Here is a 14,645-nt window from a genome sequence, read left to right as displayed (position 1 = left end):
GGCGTGTCTCCCTTGGTGAGTGGGGTCCGCCGCGGCCCCGGAGTGGGCTGCGGCGGGTCGTGCGCGATGTGGTGCGGGCAGGCGGACCGCCTGTGCGACTGGTGGTTCAGGCTCCGAGGAGCTTGTTGATCTGAGCGAAGTCGCTGCGGGCGCGGTCCGCGATCAGCGGGAGCCGCTGACGCAGGGTGGTGCGCAGCACGGTCGCGTCGGTGTCATTGACGATCCGGCCGATGACCGTGGCGTTCTGGGCGAAAGCGCGGACGTCCGCGTGGATGCCGTCGACGTCGACCGTGTGACCGTAGGTTTCGGCGAGCACTCCGTTGAACTTGTGCGAGTGGCCGATCGCGATGGCCGGGGCGCCGCCGGACAGTGCGCCGATCGCGGCGTGCAGGCGCTCGGAGATGACAAGTTCGGCCTGTGACAGCACGCCCTTGTAGTCGGATGCCGTCAGCGCGCCGGGCAGCGCCATGACCTCGGGCATCCCGGCGGCTTCGGCGATACGGGCGGCGAGGATCCGGTCGTCGTTGTGCGGTCGGGAGTCGTGGCAGTGCGGCACGAGGACGACCGGCATCTTCCGGGTGCGGACGAGGGAGGTGGCGAGTCGCGTCAGTGCTGCCGCGTGCTGGGACTCCTCCAGGGTGCTGAAGCGGGTGATGCCCTGGCTGGGGGCGAGGCAGAGGTAGGGGTCTTCGGGGGCGAGCCCCAGAGGCCCGAGCACGGCCGCTGTTCGCTCGCCGGTAGCGGCCGGCAGCAGGAAGGCGGGGTCGGAGGACAGCCGCACACGGTGTTCGGGAAGGCCGAGCTTGCCCACGAGGTAGTTGAGGGAGACGCTCTCCCGGACGGTGAGGAGATCGCACCGGCTGGCGACCGCGAGCCATGCCTCGGCATCGGCCGGGTCGTCGAAGGGGCCGACGGACTGGCCGATCATGGCCGTCGGGATGTCCCGCTGTTGCGCGGCGGTGAGGACCCGGAGGTACGGCGTGGAGACGCCGTAGTCCGAGGTATGCAGGTCGCCCCCGGTCGCGATGACCAGATCGGTTTGGGCGAAGAGCTGTTCGCGGCGTTCGGCCAGTTCGGCGGGGCTCTCCTGGGGGCGCATCTGCTGCCAGGAGCGGGAAACGACGAACGGGTCGGCCACGCAACGGGCGCTGGTGGGGGCGAGGGATTCCGCGTCGAGCACCGGGGTCTGGGTGAGGACGGTGACGTTGTCGCCTCCCCCGGGGCCTTCGGTGTTCAGCTGCTCGATGATGGAGCGGGCCAGGGCCTCGACGCCGCGACTCTCACAGCTGGTGATGCCGGTGATCAGGACGTTGGACACAGCAGACCTCTCAGGGATCATCGGGTGAACCGGATGAGTTCCGCCAGAACCGCGCGGTAGTTGAAGCGTTCGTGTACTCGGCGCTGGATGGTCGCCAGCCGCTCGCGGTACCGGATCGGCTCACGGATCATCCGGGCGAGGCTGTCGGCCGGATCGTCGTCGAGCAGAAAGAGCTCCACGTCGTCGCCGTAGAGCGCGGACAGGTAGCCCAGGTCCGGCCAGAGCGCGGGGATGCTGCCCGAGGCGAGGGTTTCGAACATGCGGGGGGTCAGCAGCTCCATCCGCGAGAGCAGCGGACGAGCCAGTACCGGCGTGATCGCCGCCTGGGACATGGCGGAGACCACGTGCCCGAACGGAACGGGTGGCGCCACCTCGACACCGTGATCCCGCATCCAGCCGGGCACGTTGGTGGTGGCCGTCTGGTGGACGGGGTGCGGGTCGCCGGTCCACCAGCGTCCGCACACGCGGATGCGTCGGATCGGCGGCTGGGCGTCGGCCGCGGCCCGGATGAGGCTGGTCATCTCGCTCCAGCGCCACCAGTTCGCGCCGACGTACTGCAGCTCGTACGGCAGTGCCCGCGGGTGCGGGAGGTCGCTGGCGAGCCGGTGGATGTCCGGCATTCCGAAGTAGCTGAAGAACTCGGCCCCGTCGGGGAGGCGTTCGTTCATGCGCGGCTGCAGGATCAGATCGCTGAGGTCGGCATACAGCTTGTGCCAGGACTCGATGGTGTCGGCACCCGCGTTGTCGTCCGCGCCGGCGGTGACGTACGGGCCCCAGTGGCCGTCGGGATCGATGATGATGCGCCGCTGCCGCGGCACGGCCTCGCAGAGTTCACGCTGCTCGGGCGAGAGGAACTGCCTGCTCTCGAAGACGAGGACCAGGTGGGTGGCCCAGCTGATGTCGTCCACGAGAGGCAGGTGGCCGTTCACCGTGCCGTCCAGGCGCGACAGTTGGCTTGAGACGCCGACCTCGCATCCGGATGCCGAGGCGACCCGGGCGTACTCGGCGATCATGTGGCTGGAGCCCGCGTTCCAGTGGAAGACGCCGGCGAACAGAATCCGGGGTGTGGTCATTGCGCACCCCTTGCCTGCGGTTGAGCGTGGCTGCCCGTCGGCGAGCCGAGCCGGCGGTGGGCACGTCGCCGGGCCCGGATCAGAGGTGCGCGGCGCACGAGCCAGCACACGGCTTTCGCGGTTTCCCAGGTCCCGCGCCACCAGGTGGTCACTCCGCCCACGCCACGTCCGCGCAGATCGTCCCTCAGCCACCGGGACGCCAGGCTCAGCATGGGCAGCGGGCGCCAGTCGATGTCGGTGAGGAGGTAGTAGTAGCGGTTGCGGCGCATCTGGACGCGCCGATAGCTGCTGCCAGCCGTTCCCCCACCGCCGAAGTGCTGTATGCCGACGTCGAGCAGGAGCGCGACGCGCCATCCGGCCCAGCGGGAGCGGCGGCACAGGTCGGTCTCCTCGTAGTACGTGTGGAAGACCTCGTCGAGGAGTCCGACGGTGCGCAGCAGCGCGGCACGTACGAAGAAGGCGGAGCCCTGGACGTACGCGTGCTCCAGGGTGTTCGGGGCCCGGCCTTCGGGTGGGCTGGCCGGCGAGGGGTGGTTCGGCCAGTCGCCGGCGAAGGCGTGCTGCTCGCCCCAGCGCAGAGCGGACTTCGACCAGTCGTTGTACGCGCCCAAAGCGGTGCTGCCCGACTCGTCGTACTCGTACTGCATGGGGCCGACCACGCCGTAGTCGGTCCAGGTCTCCATGAACTCGGCCAGGTCGCGCACCAGCGACTTCGGGGTCTGGGTGTCCGGGTTGACGAGGAAGACGTAGTCGGCGCCGTCGGCGAGGGCCGCGCGCATGCCGATGTTGTTGGCGCGGGCGAAGCCGACGTTGCTCTCGTTCTGGATGACCCGCACCTCGGGAAAACGGTCCTTGACGAAGGCCGTGCTGCCGTCGTATGAGTCGTTGTCCACGTACCAGACCGTCAGGTCGATCCCGGGGACGTCGCTGTCCAGGAGCGTGGCGAAGCAAGGCTCCAGCCAACGGGACTCGTTGGTGCCCACCGTGATGGTGGCCACCCGCACCCTGGCACTCTCGCCAGTGGGGTTGGGGATGGTCACGACAGCTCCCGGTCGGCGGGGGCGAACTCGATGACGATGCTGCGGCGGATCCTCGGGGAGGTGTTGCGGCGCGAGGCGTGGGCGATACGTACGTCGTGTACGGCGATGTCACCGGCCGAGAGCGGGAGGGCGCGGACCGGACCCCGCGCCTGGAGCGCCTCGGCCTCTTCCGCGTCGGGCGTCAGGTGGGAGCCAGGAACGAACTCAAGGCATCCGTTGCCCACGTCGGAGTCGTCGAGGAAGACGCTGAGGTTGCACACGGTGTGCGGAGGAACATTGGTCCGGTCACGATGCCAGGGCACTGGAGCGGCCACTCCCGGCAGCTTGACGATCATGGCGCAGGCGGTGGCGCGTACGGGCCCGCCGAGGATGGCGATGGCCATCGGGTGCAGAGGGCTGTCGTCGGCGTAGAGGCGTGTCGCCGCCGGGGAGCCCTGGTTCTCCAGGTTGTGGATGCGGTAAAGAACGGGCGCGTCCGTGCCCGCGGGGGTGAAGTGCCAGTAGTCGTCCGAGCGGAACCCGTCCTGGGTGAAGCGCCGGATCAGGGCATCAGCCTCCGTGCGGAGGGCTTCGAGGGACTCTCCCGCGATCTTCTGGGATAAGACCGCGTAGCCGTCCGCACGGAAGTCCTGGAGGAACCCGTCGCCGAGCTGCTGCCTGTGCGACAGGGCCTCGGCGGACTCCGTCATTCGTGGTGCGTGACGCGTCATCGTTCCCTCACTGCGGTGTCGTTGAGCTGTGCGGCGAACCAGTCGATGGTGGTGCTCAGGCCCTTGCGGGGATCGGTCTCCGGCTTCCAGCCGAACTGCTCCCAGGCGAGGGCGATGTCCGGTCTGCGGCGCTCCGGGTCGTCGACCGGGCGGTCGACGAACTCGACGGGTGCGGCGGAGCCAGTCAGTTCACGCACCAGGTGTGCGAGTTCCAAGACCGTGGTCTCGGCGGGATTGCCCAGGTTGACGGGGCCGGGGTGGCTGCCCGCGGCGACGGCGAGGATGCCCCTGACCGTGTCGCCGACGTAGCACAGGGACCGCGTCTGCGAGCCGTCGCCGGTGACGGTCAGTGGCTCGCCCGCCAACGCCTGGCGGATGAAGTTCGGTACCGCTCGCCCGTCCTCCGCGCGCATCCGCGGCCCGAACGTGTTGAAGATCCGCACGATCGCGGTGTCGACACCGTGCTCGGCGCGGTAGGCGGTGGTCGCCGCCTCCGCGAACCTCTTCGCCTCGTCGTACACGCTGCGCGGCCCCACCGGGTTGACGTTGCCCCAGTAGGACTCCCGCTGAGGGTGCTCCAGCGGGTCGCCGTACACCTCGGAGGTGGAGGCGAGTACGAAGCGGGACTTCTTCTCTCTGGCCAACTCCAAGGCGCTGAAGGTTCCCAGGGAACCGGCCTGAAGCGTCTGGACCGGCAGACGCAGGTAGTCCTGCGGAGAGGCCGGCGAGGCGAGGTGGAGTACGAGATCGACTTCCCCGGGTATCGGGATCGGGTCGGTGACGTCGTGGACCATCAACTCGAACCGGTCGTCCAGCTGACGGTGCGCGACGTTGTCCTCCGTGCCCGTAAGGAAGTTGTCCACGCACACCACCTCGACACCGCTGTCGAGCAGCAGATCGCACAGGTGTGAACCGACGAATCCACAGCCGCCGGTGACGACCACGCGGCGGAAGGGGGCCCGGTTCGAATCCGGGCCGTGCCTCCGTAAAGAGGTACTCATAGCGCCTCATTCCTCACAATGTGAACGAAAGTTGGCATGGCTGTGCCACACAGCAGGTGTGGCGAGAAGTGCGACGAGCTCAGCGGCGTTCGGCAGGGCCGGCGTGCAGCCGCAGTGCCCGGTGAGCGCGACCAGGAGCAGGCTTCGGTCGGCCTCGGAGATTTCGCCGGTGCCCCTCAGCGGGGGTCGGCGACAGCCTGGTCAATCACTTCGACGACGACATCGTCATCGGCCTACCAGGCTTCACCCCGTCGCGCCGGAGTCCCCTGTGGTTCTATCGGCGTCGGCGACGAGTTCGGCCTGTGACCAGGCCGTCGTCCTTGACGGCGTCCGGGCCCGGCCAGCCGCTGAAGCAGCGGTGGACGATACGGCGTGCCACGCCGGCAGCGACCGGTTCGGCCGCCAGAGAGCACCGGAGCCGAGGCGTCCTTGTGGACCGCCTGGTGTTGAGCGCCAAGGTCATCATCCGGCCCTTGCCAGACGTGGTCCCTTGCCTACGCACGGCTTCACCTCCATGGGGAGCCACCGCGAGATGCGGAGCGCGCGGTCGGCCCGCACTCCACAATGACGGTGAACAGCCCTCCTGCTTATGAGTGTTTATGAGCGTGCTGTCGTCGCCCCGTCCGACAGCCGTTCGCGCATGGGGACCGTGCTCCTGGCCCCCGGGGCGAGGTTCCTCATGTACGTGATGGCCTCCGCGGAGCGACCGGTGCGGATGAACCCGGACTTGACCAGCACCCGCCCGGAAGCGTGGTTGTCGGGGTGGTGCTTGGCGTCAACGGAGGCCAGGCCGAGCGTGGTGGAGGCGAAGTCGAGCACGAGCGCCACCGCCGTGGTGGCGTACCCGTGACCCCATGCGTCATCTCGAAGGATGTAGCTGAGCGCCGCCGAGGTACGGGCGGGGCGTAGCTTGATCACACCGACCAGGTCGTCAGCGTGATCGATGCCGAAGCAGTACAGCATCCGCGGCGTCGCACGACTCTCGGCGATGCGATCGGTCACCCAAGCGGCAGCGCTCTCAGCGGTCAGGGGCGCTCGCGACAGGTACCTCACGGAAGCGGCGCTGTAGATGCGGCGGACCGCTGGTGCGTCGGTCAGGGTCACCTCGCGGAGCGAGATCACGGCTCGACCTTGAGCAGGAGCTCCGCCAGCTCGCCGGCCGTGGGCCTGTCCTCGGGTACGGCAGCGAGCGCGGGCCGGAGGGCGTCCTGGAGCTCGGGCCACACGGCCGGTGCGAACGGCAGACGGCCAGTGGCGATCGCGTCTCGAACCCCGTCCGGGCCCGCGGCCTTCCGGTCGATACCCGCGGCCTTGTAGTCGAGCGGCCAGCCTCCCGAGGCGCACGTCCACAGGACACCGGCGAGGGCGTACGTGTCGCTTGCGCGCGTCGGCGTCACCGGACCGTCTCCGCGTGCGACAACGGCAGCGAGTTCCGGTGCCATGAGATGCACGATGCCACCACTGAAGCCGCTGACCGGCTCCTCGCCCTCACGCCAGGACCAGGCGAAGTCGATCAGGTGGACGCCCGCCGGGGTGTGGATGCCGTGGGAAGGCTGGAGGTCGGCGTGGATCCAACCGGAGGCGTGCAGGTCGGCGACTGACCGGCACAGATCAGCGCCACCTCGGAGAGCGGCCTCACGTCCGCCCGTGCCCTCGCGAGTAGGGGTGAAGACCGCCCAGGTGGAGGGACCGGTGAACCAGGGCGTGACGAGCCACGAGCCGCTGTCGTACGAACCGGAGACCGCCTCGTATCCGGCAACGCCCATAGCCGCCAGGGTGGTTGCCTCTCGCAGAGTGGCGGCCACACCGTCGTCGTATCCGATTTTCACCGCGACCGTGCCCTCGGGGCCGGCGGCCTTCCAGACCGCGGAGCCACGCCGGTTGGTCAGCTCCTTCAGGTCGACAGTGCCGCCGCAGGCGGCTTCCGCGGCTGCGAGGGCTTCCGGGGGACAGGGAGGGAACGCGACCATGCCTTTACCGCCTGCCAATCGTGTGAGATTCGCTCGAGGACATCGCTCCCATCGTCTACCGCGACCGAGAGGGCATCCGCGAGATCAGGGGTGTCCTTCAGGAACTGAGGGTCGCGGGCTCTCACGGCGGGGCGAACAGGGAGGAACGAACACGGGGGAGGCGGGATCGGGCGGCTTGATCTGTCGAGCCGCTGCTCGCCTCCCTGGAACTTCCCGAACATGACACCGACAGGGCCATACAGGTTCTTCAGCGCCCAGTGCGGCCACGCCATCAACTCACGGTGTTCGACTCCTTGGACGTCCCCCAGGATGACGACGTTCTCACAAACGAGAGCGCCTCTCGGGCGAGCCGCGAGTGGACGAACCCACTCCGCGGCCTGCACTCCCGCATGGAACAGACCAGCTTCCACGGACTCGGGATCGCTGCTTGCGATCTCGTACACCGTCCAGGCCGTCAGACCGTGTCGAAGGGAAGGCGCGAGGTAGGGGCAGTGCGCGGACACACGGTCGATGTAGCCCGTGATGTCCACGGTCCGCGGAGCCGTGGTACGTGCCTCGACCAGGCGGAGCGCCCTGGCACGGGACCAGGACGCTCCGGTCAGAGGGCCGGTCGTCATCCGGCCGCGAGTGCCGAGATCTTCGGTGCGACGTCGCCGCCGTCGCCCGGGATGGGGCTGCAGTCCCACTCCGCCCACACCTCGCCGGTCTCGCGGTAGCGTGCCATGGCCCGCTCGTCGAGCACCCCGTCCGCGCCGGTGAACCACACCTCGGGCAGCGGGCCGAACATCTCCACGTAGGCGTCGACCCAGGAGATCCGGCCGTAGCCGGTGTTCTCCACGTGGTTGATCAGTCGGCCGGCGCTCTGCGCGCAGAACTCCGCGTACTCGGGCTTGCCCAGGAGCTGGTGCCACTCGGCGTCGATGGCGGCCGAGAACATCTCGGGCGCGACCTGGCCGGCGTCGAACTGCCGGACCGAGACCTGGAAGAACTTGCCCAGCTCGGTCCTCTCGGGGGTCTGGACAGCGGTCACGCTGAACTCCTCTCGTCTGGCGGAAGTGGTCTTGGAACGTGTGCCGGGAATCCCTCGGGACTGACTCCCAAGGCCGGTTGGCACCCGCCGTGCAGTTGATCGCGGAGACTCGGCGGGCCCCGCGCGGCTGCGCCGACCGATCTGGTCGGGGGCGCTCGGATGACCGGCATCTCGTGGTGAAGACCCTTCCAGTTCGCACACATCGTGAGCGGACAGGTTGTCCGCAGGTTTCCGGAGCGAGGAGAGTTGACGGATCAGCAGGTTGTGCTAACGGGCGGCGAACCAACTGCGTGGATCCGGAGTGCAGTTGAGGGGTCGGTTCAGGAACCCGAAGAAGGGCTTTCAAGGGACCGGCCACCTTGCTACCGAGCTTCCGCTGCCGTGTTTGGGTGATCGGCCGACGCGGCAAAGTAGTCCTGTGAAAAGTTCGGCAGCTGGGGGATACGCCTGATCACCTAGGGGTGAGACCGGGATGGCTCGCGGGGTGGAACGGCACTGTTCGGTGTGCCGTGCGACGCTCAGCCGATTCAACGTAGGACTGCGGTGTGGGCCCTGCCAGGGGGGTGGTGCAGCACCCCGAGTCGGACGTGAGTTCTGGGTGGAACCCGCAGTCGTGGCAGCGATCCGTGCCTGGGATCTCGGTGTGGTCGTGAGGCTCTTCCGGCAACACACCGGCCTCTCACAGGCATCGGTCGCCCGGCTCGTCAACATCGACCAAGCCGAAGTGAGTCGGCTGGAGCGCGGCCGGAAGAAGATCCGCGACCGTCGCCAGCTCGCACAGTGGAGCGAGGCCCTTGGAGTGCCTGACGGCCTCCTGGGACCGTTACCGGGTGCCGACCGGCCGTCGTCGATGGCGGACAGCTCGGGCAACCACCTGACGCTTCCTGACGGACACGGGCAGCTCCTGCTGCCCGCCGGGCGGAACCTGCCGCCTACGGCGCTTCCCACGCTGACAGGGCCAGTCGCCTCCTTACAGGGCGACGCTCTGCTTCTCGCGTCGAGCGGGGAGGCCGAGGCATGGAGTCGGATGCCGCTCAGGGCCCTGCTCGCCGTGCACCACAGCGGAGACGGAACACAGCGGTACTTCGTCACGGACGCGCGCGGGGGCGTCCGTGACGAAGCCGGAAGCCCCTTCGCCATTCCCATGGCCTACGAGTTCGACGACTTCACCTTGGGGATCCTCTGGGCTGCGGCAGGGTTCGACTCCGCCATCCTTGGCGACGACGCGGCGCTTTACGGAGAACTGGGCCTTCCGTCACAGGACTTGCCAGGAGTAGGCCGTCAGTCGGTCACTCTCGACGGCCTCACCGACGGCTCCCAGATGCTCGTCGGCTCGCGGGCATGCGCCCGGTTCATCCTCGACCAGCGCGACCAACTGGCCGGCGATCCGGTCTTCTGGACCCGCGAACAGCGAGGGGAGGAAGCCGCGACCTGGCTGCTCTTCGAGCACAAACACCGCTACCTTGAGCTGATGGCTCCCGCGCGAGCACACGACGGCGTCGGACGAGCCTTCTGCGTTCCCCACCAAGAGGTCGCCGCCTCGCCCATGTACGAGCGCGTGCTGCTGTTCCTCGCGATCGCGCTGATGGAGTCGTACGGCATCACGACCTGGGTGACCGACGAGACGGACCTCCAGCAGACGGAGGGCTTCGCGCTAGTTCCTGGTCACCGGGCCGCCATAGCGACCTGGGTACGCGCTGAATCCGCGCCCCAGACCGCTCTGACTTCCGGGGCGCGATCCCTGCGGGCCTTCGCGGGCATCACGGGCCACGCGCGAGCACATAGCGTCACCATGGGATCGACCTCCGGGGAGCGCTTGGCGGCGACTTCGGACTATCTCGGCCTTGACCGAGAGTGGTTGACCCACCGCTGCGGACAGCTTGCCGCTGTGGGAACCACCGGCCTCGCCCGGCCACGAAGCCGCCACCTCAGCCTTGATGCCTTGGACCGGGCCTGCGCGTACGTGGCGGCCGAGTTGCGGTCCGAGGCCGGTGACCCTGGGGGAGCGACCCGATAGCCTGCACGGAAAGATCTCCGAGGACGAGATCCAACCAGGCTGCGTAGATCGGAAGTTGGGGCGATGGCAGGCGTGACACGAACGGTGGCTGTCTACTCTCTCGGCGGCACCATCGCCATGACCACCGACCCGGCGACCGGGGGAGTCGTGCCGGCTCTCTCCGCCCATGACCTTCTGGCGGCTGTCCCCGGCCTGGATGGCCACGGCATCGACCTGCGCGTGCACGACTTCCGCCGGGTGCCCGGTGCCTCGCTCACCTTCGACGACCTCTCGGAGCTCGGCACCGAGATCGACAAGGTCCTCGACGGCGGCGGCGTCGACGGGATCGTGATCACACAGGGCACCGACACCATCGAGGAGACGGCGTTCTTCCTCGACCTCCGTCACGGTCACAACCAGCCGGTCGTCGTTACCGGTGCCATGCGCAACCCCACCATGGCCGGCCCTGACGGACCGGCCAACCTGTACGCGGCCGTCGTCGCGGCAGCCGACCCGCAACTGCGTGGAGCCGGGGTGCTGGTCGTTATGAATGACGAGATCCACGCGGCACGGCATGTCCGTAAGGCGCACACCACCAGCCCTGCCGCCTTCGCGTCACCCGGCGCCGGACCCATCGGCCGGATCGCGGAGGACCGGGTACGGCTGGCTTCCCCGTTGCCCGATCGATTCGTTCCCCTGGCACCGGCCGTCCGTGACCCACGCGTGGGCCTTTACACGGTCAGTCTCGGCGACGACGGGACGCTGCTCGAAGCCTGGTCCGGCCAGTGCGACGGGCTCGTCGTCGCTGCCTTCGGCGTGGGACACGCCCCACAGCGACTCGTCGAGAGCCTCGAACGGCTCGCCGTACGTGTTCCCGTGGTCCTCGCCTCGCGCATCGGCAACGGCCCGGTCCTGACCGGAACATACGGTTTCCCCGGGTCGGAGAAGGACTTGATCAGCCGGGGGCTCATCCCGGCCGGCGACCTCGGCCCGTACCAGGCCCGCCTCCTGCTCCAGGCGTTGCTCGCCCAGGACGTGGCCCGCGAGAGCATCGCTGAGAAGTTCGCTGTTTTCGCGCGCTGATCCCGCACGTCAGCCACGCCCGAGAGGACCCGCATGCGTGCCCATGAACTGACCACCGGCCGGACGTTCGGCGTCACCTTCGACCACGGCGAGGACTTCTTCGACGCGCTCTCCGCGTTCTGCCGTGACCAAGGAGTGCGGCAGGGCTACATTCCCTCGTTCATCGGTGCGTTCGCCGAAGCGGAGATCGTCGGCGCCTGCGAGAAACTCGAAGACCCGGACGCCCCGGTCTGGGCCAGGACGTATGTCACCAACGTCGAAGCCTTCGGTGCTGGGACAATCGCCCACGATCCGGAGACGGGAGGCATCCTGCCGCATATCCACGTCGCCGCCGGGCTGAAGGCACAGTCGGCCGACGGCCGTACCAGCCACCTCCTGAGCGCCAAGGTCCAGTTTCTCAGCGAGCTCTTCGTCGTGGAAGTGATCTCACCGGCCATGACTCGGCCCCGAAACCCCGAACTGTACGACGTGCCACTGCTCACTTTCGGCCCTCCGGAGTGATGCCCTCGCGGAACGATAAGGCCGTGATCGTGGACTGCGACGAGCACACGCGGATTCGCCGAGGCAGCACTCAGAGGGCGTTAAGTCCCGTTCCTGGTGATGTGGTGTCGCCCGTTCGTGGGTGATGGAACGGTTCCACGCCCGCGTCGTGTCGTGTGCATGATGGGGTCGCGGACATGGAACGGATGCCGTACGCAACCGACTTGTCCGACGAGCAGTGGGCACTGATCGAACCGCTGGTCACCGCGTGGAAGCAGGAGCGGGTGGCGCGGTCGGCGACCGGGAACCCGGGCTCCTGCGACCTGCGTGAGGTCGTGAACGCGCTGCTCTACCAGAACCGGACGGGCTGTCAGTGGCGGCTTCTGCCGCATGATCTCCCGGCCTGGTCTGCGGTGTTCTACTACTTCACCCTGTGGCGCCAGGACGGCCTTGACCAGCGAATCCAGGAGATCCTGCGCTGCCAGGTGCGGGAGAGGTCCAGACGATTAGAGGACCCGTCCCTGGTGATCATCGATACCCAGTCCGTCCGTGTGGCGGCCGGGGTGCCGAAGAAGACGACGGGACTGGACGCGAACAAGAAGACGCCCGGCAGGAAGCGGGGACTGGCCGTCGACGTGCTGGGCCTGGTCATCGGTGTGGTGGTCCTCGCCGCGAGCGCGCACGACAACGAAGCCGGCATCGCCCTGCTGGACCAGGCGGCCGAGCGGTGCGGGATGCGCCTGGAGAAAGTCCTGGTCGACCAGGGCTTCAAGGACGCCGTGATCATCCACGGGGCGGTGAAGGACATCACCGTCGAGGTGGTCCGCCGCAACCCCGGCGACGAAGGCAAGGGCTTCGTCCCGCAACCGAAGCGGTGGGTGGTTGAGCAGGTCAACGGCACCCTCATGCTGCACCGGCGCCTCGCCCGCGACTACGACCACCGGCCCGACAACGCGGCCTCACGCGTCTACTGGGCCTCCACCGCCGGCATGCTCCGCCGCCTGACCACCCCCACCGCCGCCTGGCGGGACGACGTGGAGCTGGCCGCGTGAACGTCCACGAACTCCTGCGGCTGCTGCAGACCGAACACGACGAGACCACCGCACGAGCCGAGAACCTGCGCGAGCAGATCGAGCGGCTCACCACCGCCCTCGCCGAGACCGAAGCCCGCCTGGCCGAGCTCGCCGCCACCCGCAAGGTCATCGACGGCCTCACCCCACACGACCACGGAACGGCCCCCGCGGAGACCGCCACCGCGACCGTCTACCAGCGCATCGTGACCACGTTCAACGACCACCCCCAGAAGGTGTTCCGCGTCCGTGATCTGCACGAACACCTCGGCCTGCCCACCGACGAGCCCTCGATCAACGTCACCCGCTCCCGCCTGGGACGACTCGTCCGCCAAGGACTCCTCGAACAACCCGAACGCGGCCGCTACCAGAAACGGACTTAACGCCCTCTGAGGACCGACAGACCCGGCAGCCCGCCCTCGTTCGGCTTGATCCCGGGGTCGTAGGCGAGCTGGACGACCGTGTCGACGAGGTACATAGTTGTGAACTCCAGTTCGATTTAGTGCACGCCAACGCCCGAGGGGGCGAAGCGCCAGTGCAGGAGGGGGAGAAGCGCCGGTCAGACGACTCGGCGGGCCGCGAGAATCTGCGGCTTCCAGGACGCGAGGGTCGTGAGGCGGACCACGTCGCCGGTGCGCGGGGCGTGCACGATCAGGCCCTGGCCGACGACCATCCCGACGTGTTCCGGGACTTCGGCGGTCCCTTCGGTGAAGACGAGGTCACCGGGCCGGAGAGCGTCGACCGATACCGGCTTGCCCTCCTTGACCTGCGTGTACGTCGTCCGCGTGAGGGTGACCCCGGCGGCCCTGTACGCCTGCTGCATCAACGAGGAGCAGTCGCAGCGGCCCATGGGGTCGCTCCCGTGGGAGTCGGTGCAGCTCCCGCCCCACTGGTACGGGGTGCCGAGCTGGCCGAGCGCCCAGCGGATCGCTGTCTGGACCTTGGGCGGAGCGTCTGCCGGGATCTTGTATCCGGTCGGCACCGCGCCGGGCGGGATGGTTCCGAAGTCGGTGCCGTCCCTGCCGGCCGTACAGCCGCCTGCGGTACTCGACGCGGCACTGGCCGTGCTGTCCGAGCCGGAGGGCGAAGGGCTCGGTGACGTGCCGCCGGCCTTCGACAGCAGCGGCTCGATCGCCTGCTGCAAGGCGGTGGCCAAGGGCTCCCACTTCGCGTAGGCCTCCGGGAAGCCGGACCTCTGCACCGCCTGGGCTGCCTGGGTGACGGACAGGGACTGCCAGCCCGAGACCTTTTCCAACGCCTCGTAGAACTTCGTCGAGGCGTGCACCGGGTCGAGGATCTCGTTCGCGGTGCCCCAGCCCTGCGACGGTCGCTGCTGGAACAAGCCCAGTGAGTCGCGGTCGCCGTAGGTGAGGTTTCGCAGGCCGCTCTCCTGCAGGGCGGTCGCCAGGGCCACGATCTGGCCCCGGGCCGGGATGTTCATCGCGACGCCGGTGGCCTGGATGGTCTTGGCGTTGGGGATCTGCTCGGCCGGGTCTCCCAGGCCCGGCACGGAGACCGTGCCCTTGCCGCCGCCGTCCAGGATCGCCTTCACCTGAGCGGCAACGGCCGAGGTCTCCACAGCCTGTGGACCGCCGGTCGAGCAGGAGGCCGTAGCAGTCCCGGCCCCGATGGCGAGGACGGGAACGGCCAGCAGGAGCGGACCGGAGGCGAAGAGACCGACGACCGCTCCGGTGGTCTTCTTCATCGCCGCCGCCGTTCGCCGGGGCAGAGAACCCGGCCGGGCAGCGGAATTGGGTCAGGGCGTGGGCGTATCAGGGCGTGCTGCATCGCAGCGGCTCCTCGCGGTTCGTAGGAGGCGCGGTGCCGACTTCTCGTGCAAAGCCGTCGACACCGCGCCGATGTGAATCCGCCTC

At 68.6% G+C, this 14,645-nt stretch carries 14 protein-coding genes and 1 pseudogene; 5 read left to right on the top strand and 10 right to left on the bottom strand.

Features of this window, described 5'->3' with window-relative positions; genetic code table 11:
- Nucleotides 1–106: 106 nt before the first annotated feature.
- The 8 genes from LUW75_RS10500 to LUW75_RS10460 form a co-directional block, all read right to left on the bottom strand.
- Nucleotides 107–1,339 carry a polysaccharide pyruvyl transferase family protein gene (locus LUW75_RS10500; protein WP_250335370.1) on the bottom strand — a complete coding sequence of 411 codons (1,233 nt, stop codon included), beginning with the start codon at nt 1,337–1,339 and terminating at the stop codon, nt 107–109.
- Nucleotides 1,336–2,391 carry a glycosyltransferase family protein gene (locus LUW75_RS10495; protein WP_250335369.1) on the bottom strand — a complete coding sequence of 352 codons (1,056 nt, stop codon included), beginning with the start codon at nt 2,389–2,391 and terminating at the stop codon, nt 1,336–1,338. Before LUW75_RS10495 ends, LUW75_RS10500 begins: the two co-directional genes overlap by 4 nt.
- The gene (locus LUW75_RS10490; RefSeq protein WP_250335368.1) at nt 2,388–3,431 is read right to left on the bottom strand and encodes a glycosyltransferase family 2 protein; all 1,044 of its coding nucleotides are present in this window, start codon (nt 3,429–3,431) and stop codon (nt 2,388–2,390) included. The genes LUW75_RS10495 and LUW75_RS10490 overlap by 4 nt, the downstream gene beginning before the upstream one ends.
- The gene (locus LUW75_RS10485; RefSeq protein ID WP_250335367.1) at nt 3,428–4,120 is read right to left on the bottom strand and encodes a phytanoyl-CoA dioxygenase family protein; all 693 of its coding nucleotides are present in this window, start codon (nt 4,118–4,120) and stop codon (nt 3,428–3,430) included. The genes LUW75_RS10490 and LUW75_RS10485 overlap by 4 nt, the downstream gene beginning before the upstream one ends.
- A gap of 17 nt (nt 4,121–4,137) precedes the next feature.
- Nucleotides 4,138–5,142 (bottom strand): UDP-glucuronic acid decarboxylase family protein, encoded by a 1,005-nt coding sequence (locus LUW75_RS10480; protein WP_250335366.1) that lies wholly within the window; start codon nt 5,140–5,142, stop codon nt 4,138–4,140.
- 597 nt (nt 5,143–5,739) lie between these two features.
- On the bottom strand, nt 5,740–6,264 hold the full coding sequence (locus LUW75_RS10475; protein WP_250335365.1) for a GNAT family N-acetyltransferase: 525 nt from the start codon (nt 6,262–6,264) through the stop codon (nt 5,740–5,742).
- The gene (locus tag LUW75_RS10470) at nt 6,261–6,908 is read right to left on the bottom strand and encodes a serine/threonine-protein kinase (protein ID WP_250335364.1); all 648 of its coding nucleotides are present in this window, start codon (nt 6,906–6,908) and stop codon (nt 6,261–6,263) included. Before LUW75_RS10470 ends, LUW75_RS10475 begins: the two co-directional genes overlap by 4 nt.
- An 817-nt stretch (nt 6,909–7,725) precedes the next feature.
- A complete protein-coding gene (locus LUW75_RS10460) occupies nt 7,726–8,142 on the bottom strand; it encodes a hypothetical protein (protein WP_103544221.1) in 417 nt (138 codons plus the stop codon).
- Between the two features lie 613 nt (nt 8,143–8,755).
- On the opposite strand from LUW75_RS10460, the gene LUW75_RS10455 reads away from it, so the two are divergent.
- The 5 genes from LUW75_RS10455 to LUW75_RS10435 all read left to right on the top strand — a co-directional run bounded on the left by LUW75_RS10455 (nt 8,756) and on the right by LUW75_RS10435 (nt 13,154).
- Nucleotides 8,756–10,159: a helix-turn-helix domain-containing protein gene (locus tag LUW75_RS10455; RefSeq protein WP_250335363.1), complete on the top strand. Its 1,404-nt coding sequence runs from the start codon at nt 8,756–8,758 to the stop codon at nt 10,157–10,159.
- 63 nt (nt 10,160–10,222) lie between these two features.
- A complete protein-coding gene (locus LUW75_RS10450; RefSeq protein WP_284453824.1) occupies nt 10,223–11,221 on the top strand; it encodes an asparaginase in 999 nt (332 codons plus the stop codon).
- 33 nt (nt 11,222–11,254) lie between these two features.
- Nucleotides 11,255–11,722: a PPC domain-containing DNA-binding protein gene (locus LUW75_RS10445; RefSeq protein ID WP_250335361.1), complete on the top strand. Its 468-nt coding sequence runs from the start codon at nt 11,255–11,257 to the stop codon at nt 11,720–11,722.
- Between the two features lie 176 nt (nt 11,723–11,898).
- Entirely contained in the window at nt 11,899–12,753 is an 855-nt protein-coding gene (locus tag LUW75_RS10440; protein WP_250334954.1) for an IS5 family transposase, read from the top strand.
- Complete coding sequence (locus tag LUW75_RS10435) at nt 12,750–13,154, top strand: type IV toxin-antitoxin system AbiEi family antitoxin domain-containing protein (RefSeq protein ID WP_250334955.1); 405 nt, start codon at nt 12,750–12,752, stop codon at nt 13,152–13,154. The genes LUW75_RS10440 and LUW75_RS10435 overlap by 4 nt, the downstream gene beginning before the upstream one ends.
- Before the next feature lie 5 nt (nt 13,155–13,159).
- On the opposite strand, the pseudogene LUW75_RS24955 reads toward LUW75_RS10435, so the two are convergent.
- A pseudogene (locus LUW75_RS24955) lies at nt 13,160–13,249 on the bottom strand (DUF6112 family protein); the annotation flags it as partial.
- 81 nt (nt 13,250–13,330) lie between these two features.
- A complete protein-coding gene (locus LUW75_RS10430) occupies nt 13,331–14,476 on the bottom strand; it encodes a C40 family peptidase (protein ID WP_250335360.1) in 1,146 nt (381 codons plus the stop codon).
- Nucleotides 14,477–14,645: the final 169 nt, after the last annotated feature.

Origin of the sequence: Streptomyces sp. MRC013 (assembly GCF_023614235.1) — a bacterium.
Taxonomy (GTDB): domain Bacteria; phylum Actinomycetota; class Actinomycetes; order Streptomycetales; family Streptomycetaceae; genus Streptomyces.
The sequence above is the reverse complement of the archived record's forward strand: the minus strand, read 5'-3'. Positions and strand labels throughout refer to the sequence as shown.

Coding starts and splice junctions, on each gene's coding strand:
- LUW75_RS10500 (WP_250335370.1), bottom strand. CDS start 1,339: ATGATCCCTGAGAGGTCTGCTGTGTCCAACGTCCTGATCACCGGCATC.
- LUW75_RS10495 (WP_250335369.1), bottom strand. CDS start 2,391: ATGACCACACCCCGGATTCTGTTCGCCGGCGTCTTCCACTGGAACGCG.
- LUW75_RS10485 (WP_250335367.1), bottom strand. CDS start 4,120: ATGACGGAGTCCGCCGAGGCCCTGTCGCACAGGCAGCAGCTCGGCGAC.
- LUW75_RS10480 (WP_250335366.1), bottom strand. CDS start 5,142: ATGAGTACCTCTTTACGGAGGCACGGCCCGGATTCGAACCGGGCCCCC.
- LUW75_RS10470 (WP_250335364.1), bottom strand. CDS start 6,908: ATGGGCGTTGCCGGATACGAGGCGGTCTCCGGTTCGTACGACAGCGGC.
- LUW75_RS10450 (WP_284453824.1), top strand. CDS start 10,223: ATGGCAGGCGTGACACGAACGGTGGCTGTCTACTCTCTCGGCGGCACC.
- LUW75_RS10445 (WP_250335361.1), top strand. CDS start 11,255: ATGCGTGCCCATGAACTGACCACCGGCCGGACGTTCGGCGTCACCTTC.
- LUW75_RS10440 (WP_250334954.1), top strand. CDS start 11,899: ATGGAACGGATGCCGTACGCAACCGACTTGTCCGACGAGCAGTGGGCA.
- LUW75_RS10430 (WP_250335360.1), bottom strand. CDS start 14,476: ATGAAGAAGACCACCGGAGCGGTCGTCGGTCTCTTCGCCTCCGGTCCG.